This window comes from Candidatus Gromoviella agglomerans, from assembly GCF_021065005.1.
Lineage (GTDB): Bacteria > Pseudomonadota > Alphaproteobacteria > CAJXXZ01.
The window spans coordinates 489,262-503,575 of record NZ_CP069247.1 but is presented as its reverse complement, the minus strand read 5'-3'; the positions used below and the strand labels follow the sequence as shown (position 1 = coordinate 503,575).

Here is a 14,314-nt window from a genome sequence, read left to right as displayed (position 1 = left end):
GATTTTTCACTATAAATTTGCAAAAAAATCAAATAAAATGCAATACTTAAATGATAAGAAAAATGAATATAGAGGACATAATTCTCAATCTGCAGCAATTTTGGAAAGATTACGGATGTACGATTTTACCACAGTATGATATGGAGATGGGAGCAGGCACATTTCACCCAGAGACCTTTTTCAGATCAATAACCAAATCAAAATGGAATTGCGCATTTATTCAGGTATGTCGGAGACCATTTGACGGAAGATACGGAGAAAATCCTAACAGATTGCAGAAATTTCATCAATTTCAGGTCACTTTAAAACCATCTCCACTTCATGCACAAGAACTCGCACTAAAAAGTTTAGAGAAAATAGGAATTACCCCAGACGAAAATGAGATTCGATTTCTGGAAGACAATTGGGAAAGCCCGACATTAGGCGCATCTGGAATAGGATGGGAAGTACAGTACAATGGAATGGAAATTCTACAGTTCACATACTTTCAGCAATTTGCATCTGTTCAATGCAATCCCATTACTGTTGAGATAACATATGGAATAGAAAGACTCGCTATGTGTGTTCAAAACTGTCAAAATACATACGATCTAATATGGTCAGACGATGTAAAATATCGAGACTTATTTTACATTCAGGAGAAAGAGTGCTCAGAATTCAATTTCAATGAAGCTGCAACAGATATAATATCTCGACAATTTTTCGAATCACTACTTGAGTGCAGGCGTTTAATTGATAAGGGCTTAATACTTCCTGCATACGAGTATTGCATAAAATCAAGTCATTTATTCAACTTAATGGAAGCTAGAGGAGTCATAAGCACAAGCGAAAGATGTAACAATATTTTAAAGATTCGAGAACTTGCATCTTTATGCGCTCACAGATATCTTGAGAACAATCAAGAGCATTCATTACGTTTTAGCCTGGGAGATTTATAAATGAAATCACAAGACCAAAATACTTTCATATTTGAGTTATTATGCGGAGAATTGCCATCACATTCTCAAAAATTCATCTTACAAGAGTGGAATAAACACATAAACAGCACATTCAAAACTTACGGATCTACTGAGATACCATGTGAATTTCAGCTATTTTCGACTTCTCGCAGAGTTATAGCTAAAATATGGAATTTTCCTTTAACTTTCATATCAAAAGCTGTAAGAAAGCAAGGTCCAGAAATATCAAATATTGATGCATTTGAGGCATTTTTAATTGCAAATAATGCTACAGAAACAAATTGTACAAAGAAAACATTCAAAGATAAAACTTTTTGGGAACTTACAAAAGAATCATCTACACAATCAATTGAGTCTTTACTACAACATTTATCTAATAAATTTATTTACGAAACTAAGGGGCCAAAAATGATGAGATGGAGCGAATCCACACTTCATTGGTTTCGACCAATAATATCAATATTATCCTTACTAAACGATAAACTCATGACATGGCAGTACGATTACATCACCACAAGCAACAAGACTTCTGATCATCGTCAATTAAATCGTCAAGTAATAATCACAAATGCTACAAATTATGAAAATTCCATGCAACGGGTAATATTAGCTCAAAAAGAGAGAGAAGAAAAAATCATAAATCAATTAACTGAAGCATACAAAAACAACAAATGTGAGTTTCATCTCACAAATGAGAACGCATCAATCGTAGAAGAGAATGCTTACAATGCGGAATTTCCATCTGTTCTCACCGGGAGCTTTGAAAAAAAATTTCTAGAACTCCCTTCAGAGATAATCTTCACTGTTTTAAAAAATCACCAACGTGCTTTTTATATCAAAAACGATTTATTTCCAAAATTTTGCATAGTATCAGACTCATTATCTGAAAGAAAAGATAAAATCATCAATGGGAACGAAAATGTTATATCAGCTCGTCTTGAAGATGCTCTATTTTTCTGGAGATTAGATATAAATACTCAAAAATCGGTATGCGAGAACAAACTAAGACAAAAGACATATTATGAAGGATTCGGAACAATCTTTGATAAGATACAACGAATGAAGGAGATCGCGAAATGGATTTGCAGTCAGAAAGAAATTTACGATAACATCATTATAGCAATTGAGTATTCAAAATTAGATCTAATTTTACAAACCGTTCAGGAATTTCCAGAATTACAGGGGATAATAGGAGCTTATCATTTCAAGCATCAGCATCAGCATAAGAATGAAATTTTCGATGCAATATACAATCAATATAACCAGTATAAAATTACTGATAAATTGAATAACATTACTAAACACATCATTCTTATCGACAATATAGATAAACTGATTATGTTTTTCATGTTAGATATCACTCCCAAGAGCAGCGGTGATCCCTTTAGCTTAAAACGTAGTGGAAATTCTGTAATAAAAATGCTTTGCAACATTGAAGATTTTTCCATAAATGATCTAATATCACTTATAGAAGTATGGGCAAAATCATTTGCATCAGACAAGCAAAATTTTGATATACAATCACAAAAACTCTCATCATTTTTAATAGATAGAACCTATAGAGTCTTCTCGGACGAAATGAATATTCATAAAGATATTTTGAGCAAAATGAATTTACTCAAAAAATACAATTTTCACACTGAAATGAATCGTGCAAAAATATTGCAAGAAAATTATGAGTATTTTGATAAAATGATCAGCCTTCATAAAAGGTTATCTGGACTAATAACTGAATACAATCATAATATTAACGAACAAGATAAGATGGATAGCCTAGATCACAAAACTACATTTCACAGGACATTAATGAATAAAATAGAAGGTGTGTCTTCATCAGAATTGGAATCAAATATAAAATATGCAATTGAAAACATTGATAAAGTAAACCATTTGATAGATACAGAAGCTATTCACGATTCAAAGGAGTCAATTAACTACGATATCGCGTTTATGTTTCATAAATTACTTGACAACATCATTTTTTGCGAAACAAAATGATTTACCGTGATTTCAATCATTAATGAATCATCTAGAACACGCAAGCAGCATATTAATATACTTATGTACATACCTAGGAATTATGCTAATACTGAGCATCGTATTCAGGTCAAAAGCAATAACAGATCATATGCTAGCAGGGAGACAGATGACAACAATACAAACAGCAATGAGCGTCGCATCAGCAGACACTAGCAGCTGGGTCATAATATCTTTACCCGCAGCTGTTTATACTTATGGAATGAGTCAATCACTAATTCCAATAGGTTTGATCATTGGGTCATACATTAGCTGGAAATACGTAGCAGCAAAATTAAGACAAAGGACTATTGAGACAGATTCAATGACAATTCCAGAGTATTTAAGTAAATGCTGTGTAAACGGTAAAAACTCATCAATTATAAAAACACTCAGTTCAATAATCATCTTAATATTTCTAGTAATATACATCGCGTCTGGATTAAAAAGTGGAGCAATACTAGTACAGTGTTTCACAGGTATAAAATACCACAATGCACTAAAAATCTTCACAATTTTCATAATATTGTACTCTTCAATTGGAGGAATGAAAGCGATGGGGAAACTTGATATTATTCAAGTATCACTTATAATGCTGACATTAATATCAATTCCTTTGTACACAAGGCGCAGCACGAACATAATAAATGAAATTCACCAGTGGATATACTCAAAGAATGATTATTCTTATATATCGATAATTTCATCTTTGTGCTGGGGGCTTGGATATCTTGGAGAACCTCACTTACTGTTAAAATTCATGGCATCAAAATCTTCAGAGAACATCGAGAAAGCAAGAAAATTTTGCTTAAGCTGGATGATAATTGCTTTTTCTTGTGCTGTAACAATCGGGTGCATAGGAAAAACCATGTGGACGGTTGAAGACCCTGAGCAACTATTTTTTCATGCCGTATTTAATAGCTTTGGAACACACATGATCGGAATAATTTTCTCTGGAGTAATAGCTGCTATACTAAGTACAATTTGCGCACAAACATTAGCATGTTCTTCCATATTAATGAGCAAAATAAGCTATTATATAAAGCTAAACTCATTTGGATTATCGTTCATACCAATATTCATAACATCCGGACTATCGTTCATAGTGTCATTTAATCCAGAGAACAAAATTATGGACTTAGTAGCATATTCGTGGGCTGGATTAGGATCATCTTTTGGTGCAGTAATTGTATACTCAATTTACTCAAAACGATGTTATTTTTATGAAATATTTCTAGGAATTGTTATGGGGTTTTTTGGAGTAATTCTTTGCGGATTTTTAAAATGGTCTCAAATAGTGGATCAAGACCTGTACGAAATGATTCCAGGGTTTGTTTTGAGTATAATTGGCATTTTATTTGGAAGATTCATACACAAAAATAGCAACAAATCATTATCCTGCTCATAATTATCTGATAAAATTGTAAAATTTCACTTAATCACATGTACGAACTATCTTCAAAAAACATACAAATAATCCTTATTGGATATGGGAAAATGGGACACGCGATAGAGTCATTAATTCAAAAAAATGACTTACATTCAATTATAAACAATGAAGATGACTTCAAACAATTGTGTATACTTGCATCACAAAACGAGGAATTTTTGCAAAATATAGTGATTATCGACTTTTCTGATGGAACAGGATGCTTGGACAGAATAAAAACTCTACTAGGTATGGGGTCAAAAATAATATCCGGAACAACAGGATGGAACTATGAATTCATATACGAGAATTGGAATAAATTTCCATACACGACAGATTCAGCATTTTTACATTCATCAAATTTCTCAATAGGAGTAAATATATTTTGGAATTTGATAAAACAAGCAACAAAAACATTATCCAAGTTTAATTTTTCAGCTACAGGACATGAGATTCATCACGCAGAAAAAAAAGATGCACCTTCAGGCACAGCAAAAAAAACATTAGAAATCATAAGAGAGCATATTCCTAACACAAGGGAATTTTCTTTTGAGAGAAAAGGAAATGAAAAAGGAACTCATACAGTTAGTTATTTCACAGAATTTGAGGAGATTTCGATCTCTCATAAAGCTCTTTCAAGAGAAATTTTCGCAAAAGGCGCAATCGAAGCTGGAATATGGATAAGCAAGAGAAAAGGAATATTTAGTATGAGCGATTTTTTAAAAGACTACTTATCATTGGACGAATAATTACTTCAATATATAATCTTGCAAAATAAAACTTATTCACATGCAAAGATTTATAGATTTGATATATAACTGCAATATTATCAGAGATATACGTACACAAATTACTCTTGATTTTTTAATTTTATTGATGCCATATTTCTTGATAATTGGAATTTTATGTCATTTAACATACCAAAACTTCTTTATATATTGCACATTATCAGTATTTGCAATATCTGCATTTTATGCAAAGTACAAACAGGATATTTTACAGAAATTAATATTAATCACATCGGGATTGTTAACAGGAGCAATCATTATTCATCTTCACATATTATGCTCAACCACAGAATTATTAGCTAATTCAGAAAAAGTTCACTTACAGGGTGAAATTGTATGTGTAAAAACTCATATAAAAAACAAAATGGGAGAAATTCGCCATAATGCAATTCTAAAACCAATAAGTATAACAAAAAACAGTAAGAGTGAAGATTTATTAAAATCAATAAAATACATTAAATTATCATCAAACAAACCCATATTTACAGGAGATATCATCGAAATAGATACAACGCTTAAGCCGATTAGCAACACATCATATCAACCGTATGAAAGAATAATTAGCAAATTAAGTGGAATTTCATGTAAATGTACTATTATTCACGATAAATTATCACGCAATAAATATGAAAAATTAACATTTATACAAAAAGTCAGAATAAAAATTCATCAAAATTTCCTCAAGCAATTAGGGCAAATTAACGGAGGCATCGCATCAGCACTAATTACCGGTATATCAGAAGAAACAGCTTACATAAAAAGAGATTTCAGTCAATCTGGATTAGCTCACTTACTCGCCATATCTGGATTGCACATGTCGATCATAGCTTCCATAGTATTTTTCATTTTTCATACAATACTCATGCCATTTTTCATGATAAATTCAAAGAGATTCGCTGGAATAATATCTATAATATGCACATCAATATACTCTCTTTTGTCTGGCGGAAGTATATCTGCAATCAGAGCCTTCTTGATGACATCATTCATTTTTGTTGGCATAATTTTTCATAGAAAAACAATTCTTGTACGAAATATATCAGTTGCTGCATCAATAATCCTATGGATTACTCCTTTATCTCTGATGAATCCGGGATTTGTATTATCTTTTGCAGCTGTCATAGGGCTAGCAAGTATATCAAGAAGCATTTCAACTAAAAGAAATATCACATCATATACGAAAGAAATACTTTCATCTTCGCTTGCGTCAACTTTTGCAACAGCTTTATACACTGTTTTCTTCTTTAAGCAATTCACACTTTACGGCATAATATCAAACATCATAGCAATTCCATTAACAATATCAGTAATAATGCCACTATGTATAGTTACACTAGTACTGAGCCTATTTTGTACCAATCCAATAACTATTTATCCACTTGATATAAGCATTGATATTTTACGAAAAATTGCATCATTTGTCGCAAATTTACACTCAATCAATTTTGAATACTACAGCATTTCTGGAGCAGAAGTTCTATTTTTCACATTTGTAATATTCTTTGTATGCTTTACAAAAAGTCTATATAAAATTCCTATAACAGCAGCAAGTTTTATAGTATTGATTTACAACAACTTTCATCAACCGATCTCAATAATCGAAATAACAAACGATAAAATCGTTCAGCGAAATAAATACGGAAAGTTATCATTCAAAATTTGTCATACAACAAATACTAAAAACCTGCAGAAATTTCTTGGAAATGGAGCAGATCTCATAATCGATGATATTAGATTTTCATTAATGAATGAAGGTATTCAAATAACATACAAAAATTTCCTTAAAATATTTAAATTTATAGATATAAGCCAATTTCACATATTGGTAGAAAAATATGGTGATAATATTAAAATTGTCAAAAATCAAATTAAATGCATTGCTTAGACAAACGAAAAAATCATTTATATTGTACTCAAACTGTAACAACATCAGTTAAATTAGATTTGAGCAGCAAATACTTCCTTGATCAACATCATTGTGATCAAATTCTTCTTGTTTAATCGAAGATATATAAAAACATAAACTATAATCATTATTTTAAGATGATCGTCAACAGTCATACAATACATCTTCGTCATGAAAAATTACCTCAATACAATGAATATGTAACAAACAACTTTGAAACATAACTGAGCGGGTGAAGAGACTCGAACTCTCGACCTCAACCTTGGCAAGGTTACGCTCTACCAACTAAGCTACACCCGCACAACATAATAATACACAAATTTTTCCTATTAATCTATATTATATAAACAAACTTATGTATCATGCACTATATTATGTAGGTATCTGCAATGAGCTTAAAAATATCAAATCTATCTGTATCTAAAGACAGCTCATTTTGGAGAAAAAAGAACTTTATCCTACATAACATATCTTTTGACCTAGCAAAAGGAGAAATACTGACAATAATTGGTCCAAATGGAGGAGGGAAAACAACTTTAATAAAAACTATTCTTGGATTGAGAGATTCCTTCACTGGACATATAGAATCAAATTTCAACACTATAGGATACGTTCCACAAAGAGTATCTACAAACAACAAAATTCCATTATCTGTAGAGGAATTTTTAAATCTCGCACCTAATCGATTTATGCAAATAACGGAAGTATTAGATATTGTAAATTGCCCACATTTAAAAGATAATTGTGTCCTTAATCTGTCGACAGGAGAATTTCAAAAAATTCTGTTTGCCAGAGCAATTATCAGAAAACCAGATTTAATAGTATTGGATGAAGTAACTCAAGGAATGGATTTGCATAGCCAATTGTATTTTTTTGATCTAATATCACATATAAACAAGTTGTGGAATACAAGCGTTATGCTGATATCCCACGATATGCAAAATGTTATGGCAAAAAGCCATAAGATAATCTGCTTAAACAGAGAAATTTGCTGTATGGGAAGTCCATGTGAAGTGCATTCTGATATTTTTTTGCAGATGGGCCACTACCATCACAAACATTTTTAGAAAAATTATACTCACACATAGAAAGTGTATTATTTTTCTTATAAATTCAAATTCAATCTTATCTTACCAATATGAAATAACTCATTCATTAAGGATATTCGATGTTTTATTAAAGAACATAAATTAATTTAAACAAAAGATTATTTTAATTAGGCATTACAAATCAAACATGAAAACTGCAGTTAATTACTGGAAAACTTTTATACATATTCAACATTGCTTTATTATAAAGTTGACATTATTCTTCTCACAAATAAATAGTTTTTTAGATGAATTTTAAATTTTTGAATATCGCAACAAAACAGATTCACTGCTATAATATTCATTCTATGAAGATGGTGTTTTTAGCCTATGCAACCTATATAGCCAAAGCTCTTCGTCAATTTGATTATACTCAAATTATAAACACATTTGAAAGAAATGAGAATATTATAACAGAATTCGCAAACAGTTTCGTAAAAAGATTCGATCCAAATGATGATTTTTCTGATAATCAACTAAGCTCGATACTTGAAACTTCTTCATTAACAGGAAATGACCTAATCATATTTCAGATACTTGAGCGAGTAATGATTGCAACAGTCAGAACGAATTTTTTCAGACCATCATCTCAAGAATTTATAGTATTAAAATTAGATAGCAATATAGCAAGAAATGGTAGCAAATTGAAGTTCGAAACGATCATATACTCTGATACAGTCGAAGGGATTCATATGAGAGGAGACTTAATATCAAGAGGAGGAATTAGATGGTCACATAGAGAAAATGATTATCCTGTTGAAGTAATGGGTCTCGTAAATGCGCAAATTCAAAAAAACGTGACAATTATTCCTTCAGGAGCCAAAGGCTGTTTCATAGATAAATCTCAAAATTCAACTCCAGCCACTGGATTAAAAGCTTACGATACGTTTATTCGAGGGTTGCTCGAAATTACAGATAACATAAAAAATGGAGAAATGTTATTTGCAGAATCCGTAAAAAGCTTAGATGGGATTCACGACTCATATCTAGTCGTTGCTGCAGATAAAGGAACGGCCTCGTTCTCCGATCATGCAAATAATATTTCAAAAGAGTACAACTTTTGGCTTGAAGATGCTTTTGCATCTGGAGGATCAAATGGATATGATCATAAAAAAATAGGGATAACATCTCTTGGAACACTTGTTGCTACAAAACATCATTTCGCCAACCTAAATATAGACTACAACGAAATTACAGTAATCGGAGTTGGCGGAATGTCAGGAGATGTATTCGGTAATGCAATGATTTTGCTAAATAATATAAGATTAATCGCCGCATTTAGTCATTCTCATATTTTTATAGATCCAAATCCCGATACAAATAAAGCATTTTGCGAAAGAAGTCGATTATTCAAAAATACACTTTCATGGAAGGATTATGATCAATCAAAAATATCATCTGGAGGAGGAATCTTCAAAATCTCCGATGCATCAATATCTTTAAGTCAAGAAATTAAAAATTTATTTGAAATAACAGTTAATGAGTGTTCAGGTTACGAACTGGTAAAGTATATTCTGAAAGGCAAATCTGATTTGTTGTTTTTCGGAGGAATCGGTACTTTTGTAAAAGCATCTCATGAATCCAATCGTGATGCATTTGATAATGATCGAGATTTAATGAGAATCGACGCAAATCAACTTAGAGTAAAAGTAATATCAGAAGGCGCAAACTTGGCAATGACAATGCAATCAAGAATTGAAGCAGCAAAAAATGGTATTTCGCTCAACACTGATGCTGTGGACAATTTTTCAGGAGTAAATTGCTCAGATCATGAAGTTAATTTGAAAATTTTGTTTAGCTCTTTAGGAATTGAAGAAAGAAATACGTTAATAAGACACTTAGAGACTGAAGTTGTACAAATGATATTAGTAGAGAATCAACACAGAAATATCGGAGTTTTGCATGATCTTATACTAAGCCAAACTGAATTGAAAAATGAATATGTGGAATTGATCAAATTTTTAAAATCTCAAGAAGCATTAAGTGAGAATTTTTCTTCAGGAATTGATTTAACAAGGCCGGAAATATGCGAATTAATGAGCTTAAGAACTCATTATTTAAAGAAAAGACTAATGAATTATCAATTTCCACATGAACTATATGATAACTACGTAAATGATTACTTTCCAAAAGAGTTGTGCGAAAATTTCTCAAAATTGATTTCAAATCATTTACTCAAAAAACATATAGGAATCACAACTTTTCTTAATTTACTCATATATTCAATGGGCAGTGTAGCTATAAGCATATTAATACAAAAGAATTTCTCAAGTGATTTTATAAAAAACATTGAAAAAATTGCAAAAATCGAAGAAATTGTCAATATGAATATAGATTCTAAAAACCTTTTCTGTTTATTCGTTCTTGTAATGTACTATAATCTTCGAACTTCCTTCTTAAACAAAAAGCTTGAGCAAAACAAAACATTAGTAGGAAGAGTAAAAGAAAAATCAGGAATTATCTATTCCACACAGAAGCTCATTCTCGACATCTTAACAGATGTGATCGAAGGTACAATCACGATAGAAGAAGGGGAAAGTAAATTGAAAAATTTTGATATAATTGTATAAAGAATGAGATATGAAATTGATAGATATTTGTAGGAGTACCAAAAAACTTTAATCATCATGAGATGTCGTGAATGTTAATAGTATACAGAATCTAGATTATTGATACCAAAAATATCGCACTAGAAATGGGAGTGAGTTATGGCTGAATGTTAATTCTATTTAGCTTTTCGCAATCAAGAAAATTCAGATCGCGAGCTACGCATTGCTCTCAATTTAGCAAAATCCTCATCAGCATGATAGGAAGATCTAGTCAATGGTGAACAAGATATCATCATAAAACCCTTTGCAGTTGCTACTTTTTTATAACGATCAAAATCACTCATTGTCGCATACCTAATAACTGGGTGGTGCCGTGGACTTGGCTGAAGATACTGCCCTATTGTAAGAAAATCTACATTAGCACTTCGCAAATCATCCATTACTTGATATATCTCTTCATCTTCTTCGCCCAAACCAACCATAAGACCAGATTTAGTAAAGATAGATGGATCAAGCTTTTTCGCCATGTACAACAAATTTAGAGAATGAAAATATTTAGCAATAGGACGAACTTTTTTGTACAATCTTGGAACAGTTTCGATATTATGATTAAAAACATCTGGCTTTGCTGCGACAACTTTCTCCATAGCTCCATCTTTTTTCAGAAAATCTGGAACCAAAATTTCGATCGTAGTCTCAAAAGAAGATTTGCGGATTGCGTCTATAACATTAACAAAATGCTGAGCACCTCCATCTGGTAAATCATCTCTATCAACTGAAGTAATAACTACATGTTTAAGACACAAATCACCAACTGCCTTAGCAATATTTTGCGGCTCATTTTCATCAACAGCATTTGGCACCCCTTTTTTTACATTACAGAACGAACATGCTCTAGTGCAAGTATCTCCTAAAATCATGAAAGCAGCATGGCGATTCTTCCAGCATTCACCTATATTTGGGCAAGCAGCTTCTTGACAAACTGTATGTATATTCAAATCCTTCACCATAGATTTAACATCAGCGTATTCTTTTGATGTAGGAGCCTGAACCTTCAGCCATTTTGGTTTAACATCTACATTGTTAATAGAATTTACTGAAACCTTTATCCAATCTGGCATAGTATTATATAAAACTTATACTAGATGATAATTCGAATATAAAAATTTAGAAAGCACTTTTAAGTGTAGTCATAATTTCAATTCAATTAATGAATATTAAATTCACCAAAAAAATTGAATATAATGTAGAAGAATATACCAAAACAAAAAACCACTCACCAATATGAAGATTTTATATTATGTTTCGTAAAGGAGTTTTATATAAACTCACTATTATATCAACATTCATATAGAAATAAGATATTAGACACTGTATGAACTACATTATCTATATTTTAGAAAAATTTTAAAGGAATAGCACAATCATTAAGCACAATATACTCAAAGCTTTTACCATAGGATTTATACTTGGACCAGATGTATCTTTCATCGGATCACCAATTATATCACCAATAACAGATGCATTATGTAGATCTGAGAAGCTAATCAATCTATTATCATATAAAAATCGCCCACTCTTAATATGTTTTTTTGCATTATCAAATGCTCCACCACTTGATGTCATAAAAATAGATAGAACAAATCCAACAAGTGTTGCCCCTATCATCAACCCAGATAGAAATTGCATACTACAAAAATCAAATGAGAAAAAACAAGGTAAGCAATTGGTTAGCACAACATACAACAGCAACGGAGTAAAAATCAGCATGGAGGGCATGATCATCTCCTTAATCGACTCTTTAGTCAAAATATCAACTGCCGCAGAATAATCAGGTTTTGCTTCACCAGACATAATTTTACCATTCGCAAATTGCCGTTTAACTTCGAGCACAATTACTCTTCCGACTTTACTAACAGAAATCATGCTCATAGAACTAAATAAACATACTACAATCGCACCTACAATCGCACCTACCAAGAATATTGTACTTACAACACTAGCATCATCAATGCTATCATTCACTCGAAAGATCTTAATAGATTCAACAAAAGCGCTAAATAAAACTACTCCAGCAAATAGAGACGACGCAACAGCATAACCTTTTGTTACAGCTTTAGTAGTATTACCAATTGCATCCATCTCATCAGTAATAGCCCTAACAGACTCGCCCATAGATGACATTTCTGCAATACCTCCAGCATTATCTGTAATTGGTCCGTATGCGTCCATAGCTATTACCGTCGCAGATATCGATAACATAGCAACAGATGCAATTCCAATCCCTACCAATCCATAGCTAATATATGATAAGAGAATGCTAATCGCAATTACTAAAGCTGGTAATCCACACGCTTCCAAGCCCATTCCAATTCCCTGAATAATACCAGTTCCAGCACCACTAATATAAGAATTAGATATACTTTTCACAGGTCTGTAAGAAGAATCTGTATAGTAATGAGTAATTCCAAATATAGAAACTCCTGTTAATAAACCTATAAAGCAACATTGCAATAATTTCACACAATCGATGTTATCACTCATATATAATGATGAATCAACATTTAAGAAATAGCATGTAACTAAAACCATTCCCATCATGGAGAGAAAAGCAGATAGAAATAAGATTTTATACATCTTATTCATTATATTGTCTCCGCTTTTAACTTTAAACATCATACATCCAATAATGCATGCAGGAATAGAAACTCCTGATATAGCTAGTGTATAAAAAAACATCACAAGGTAGTCTTCTTGAGAAAAAATACAATAAGCAAGATATATAGTCCCAATAATCGTAGCAACATATGTTTGAAACATATCTCCAGCCATACCAGCACAATCACCAACATTATCACCAACATTATCTGCTATAACAGCTGGATTTCTTGCATCATCTTCTTCTAGATTAGAGTCAATTTTGCCAACCAAATCAGCTCCAACATCTGCCGCTTTTGTAAAAATTCCTCCACCTAGTTTTGCAAAAATCGATATTAGCGATGCTCCAAAAGCGAAAGATATGAAACATTTTATCAATTCTGTAGCCTTACCTGTAAACATTTGAACGACGAAATAGCATCCCAGCAATCCAAATAATCCCAATCCCACAACAAGAAAACCAGTAATAGAACCTCCACCAAAAGCAACTGAAAACGCACTAGACAACCCATTTTGGGCTGCTATAGCAGTCCGAACATTCGCCCTAACTGAACAAGACATTCCGACATATCCACATAGTCCGGATAAAAATGATCCAAGAAAGAATCCGAAAGCTCCATACCACTTCCAAAATGGGAAAAACAATATCTCAAGAATGATAAATACTAAGAATATCGATCTATACTGACGGCGCAAAAATGATTCTGCTCCACTTTTTATAGCTTCAAAAATAGTCCTAATCCTCATATCTATTTGCACATTTTTTATCACTCTTTTTGTCATAAAAACGGCATAGAATAATGCTAAAAATGAGCAGAACACTAGAAAAAAAATACACTTATCAGGTAAAGAAGAGAAAAATCCAAACTGCTCCGGAATTAAGGTCATAAACTTATTCAAAATAACATTGCAGATTGTTGA

Annotated in this window: 9 protein-coding genes and 1 tRNA gene; 7 read left to right on the top strand and 3 right to left on the bottom strand. The window is 31.9% G+C overall.

Features of this window, described 5'->3' with window-relative positions; all coding sequences use genetic code 11:
- Positions 1 to 62 precede the first annotated feature (62 nt).
- Genes Gromo_RS02195 through Gromo_RS02175 form a run of 5 tightly spaced genes read left to right on the top strand, consistent with a single transcriptional unit; the run spans position 63 to position 7,077 of the window.
- Positions 63 to 938 (top strand): glycine--tRNA ligase subunit alpha, encoded by an 876-nt coding sequence (locus tag Gromo_RS02195; protein ID WP_231158830.1) that lies wholly within the window; start codon positions 63 to 65, stop codon positions 936 to 938.
- Entirely contained in the window at positions 939 to 2,957 is a 2,019-nt protein-coding gene (glyS, locus tag Gromo_RS02190) for a glycine--tRNA ligase subunit beta (RefSeq protein ID WP_231158829.1), read from the top strand.
- A gap of 22 nt (positions 2,958 to 2,979) precedes the next feature.
- The gene (locus Gromo_RS02185) at positions 2,980 to 4,383 is read left to right on the top strand and encodes a sodium:solute symporter family transporter (protein WP_338015378.1); all 1,404 of its coding nucleotides are present in this window, start codon (positions 2,980 to 2,982) and stop codon (positions 4,381 to 4,383) included.
- Between the two features lie 35 nt (positions 4,384 to 4,418).
- Positions 4,419 to 5,153, top strand: coding sequence for a 4-hydroxy-tetrahydrodipicolinate reductase (locus tag Gromo_RS02180; RefSeq protein ID WP_231158827.1), 735 nt, complete (start codon positions 4,419 to 4,421; stop codon positions 5,151 to 5,153).
- Between the two features lie 40 nt (positions 5,154 to 5,193).
- On the top strand, positions 5,194 to 7,077 hold the full coding sequence (locus tag Gromo_RS02175) for a ComEC/Rec2 family competence protein (protein ID WP_231158826.1): 1,884 nt from the start codon (positions 5,194 to 5,196) through the stop codon (positions 7,075 to 7,077).
- Positions 7,078 to 7,325: 248 nt separating this feature from the next.
- Here the strand turns inward: Gromo_RS02175 and Gromo_RS02170 are convergent.
- Positions 7,326 to 7,398, bottom strand: a tRNA-Gly gene (locus tag Gromo_RS02170).
- 89 nt (positions 7,399 to 7,487) lie between these two features.
- Here Gromo_RS02170 and Gromo_RS02165 point away from each other — a divergent pair.
- Positions 7,488 to 8,165: a metal ABC transporter ATP-binding protein gene (locus Gromo_RS02165; protein ID WP_231158825.1), complete on the top strand. Its 678-nt coding sequence runs from the start codon at positions 7,488 to 7,490 to the stop codon at positions 8,163 to 8,165.
- 329 nt (positions 8,166 to 8,494) lie between these two features.
- The gene (locus tag Gromo_RS02160; protein ID WP_231158824.1) at positions 8,495 to 10,756 is read left to right on the top strand and encodes an NAD-glutamate dehydrogenase domain-containing protein; all 2,262 of its coding nucleotides are present in this window, start codon (positions 8,495 to 8,497) and stop codon (positions 10,754 to 10,756) included.
- 173 nt (positions 10,757 to 10,929) lie between these two features.
- On the opposite strand, the gene lipA is transcribed toward Gromo_RS02160, so the two are convergent.
- Positions 10,930 to 11,856 (bottom strand): lipoyl synthase, encoded by a 927-nt coding sequence (lipA, locus tag Gromo_RS02155; protein ID WP_231158823.1) that lies wholly within the window; start codon positions 11,854 to 11,856, stop codon positions 10,930 to 10,932.
- A 286-nt stretch (positions 11,857 to 12,142) separates the two neighbouring features.
- Positions 12,143 to 14,281, bottom strand: a complete 2,139-nt coding sequence (locus Gromo_RS02150) for a V-type H(+)-translocating pyrophosphatase (protein ID WP_231158822.1) — start codon at positions 14,279 to 14,281, stop codon at positions 12,143 to 12,145.
- Positions 14,282 to 14,314: the final 33 nt, after the last annotated feature.

Coding starts and splice junctions, on each gene's coding strand:
- Gromo_RS02195 (WP_231158830.1), top strand. CDS start 63: ATGAATATAGAGGACATAATTCTCAATCTGCAGCAATTTTGGAAAGAT.
- glyS (WP_231158829.1), top strand. CDS start 939: ATGAAATCACAAGACCAAAATACTTTCATATTTGAGTTATTATGCGGA.
- Gromo_RS02185 (WP_338015378.1), top strand. CDS start 2,980: ATGAATCATCTAGAACACGCAAGCAGCATATTAATATACTTATGTACA.
- Gromo_RS02180 (WP_231158827.1), top strand. CDS start 4,419: ATGTACGAACTATCTTCAAAAAACATACAAATAATCCTTATTGGATAT.
- Gromo_RS02175 (WP_231158826.1), top strand. CDS start 5,194: ATGCAAAGATTTATAGATTTGATATATAACTGCAATATTATCAGAGAT.
- Gromo_RS02165 (WP_231158825.1), top strand. CDS start 7,488: ATGAGCTTAAAAATATCAAATCTATCTGTATCTAAAGACAGCTCATTT.
- Gromo_RS02160 (WP_231158824.1), top strand. CDS start 8,495: ATGAAGATGGTGTTTTTAGCCTATGCAACCTATATAGCCAAAGCTCTT.
- lipA (WP_231158823.1), bottom strand. CDS start 11,856: ATGCCAGATTGGATAAAGGTTTCAGTAAATTCTATTAACAATGTAGAT.
- Gromo_RS02150 (WP_231158822.1), bottom strand. CDS start 14,281: ATGACCTTAATTCCGGAGCAGTTTGGATTTTTCTCTTCTTTACCTGAT.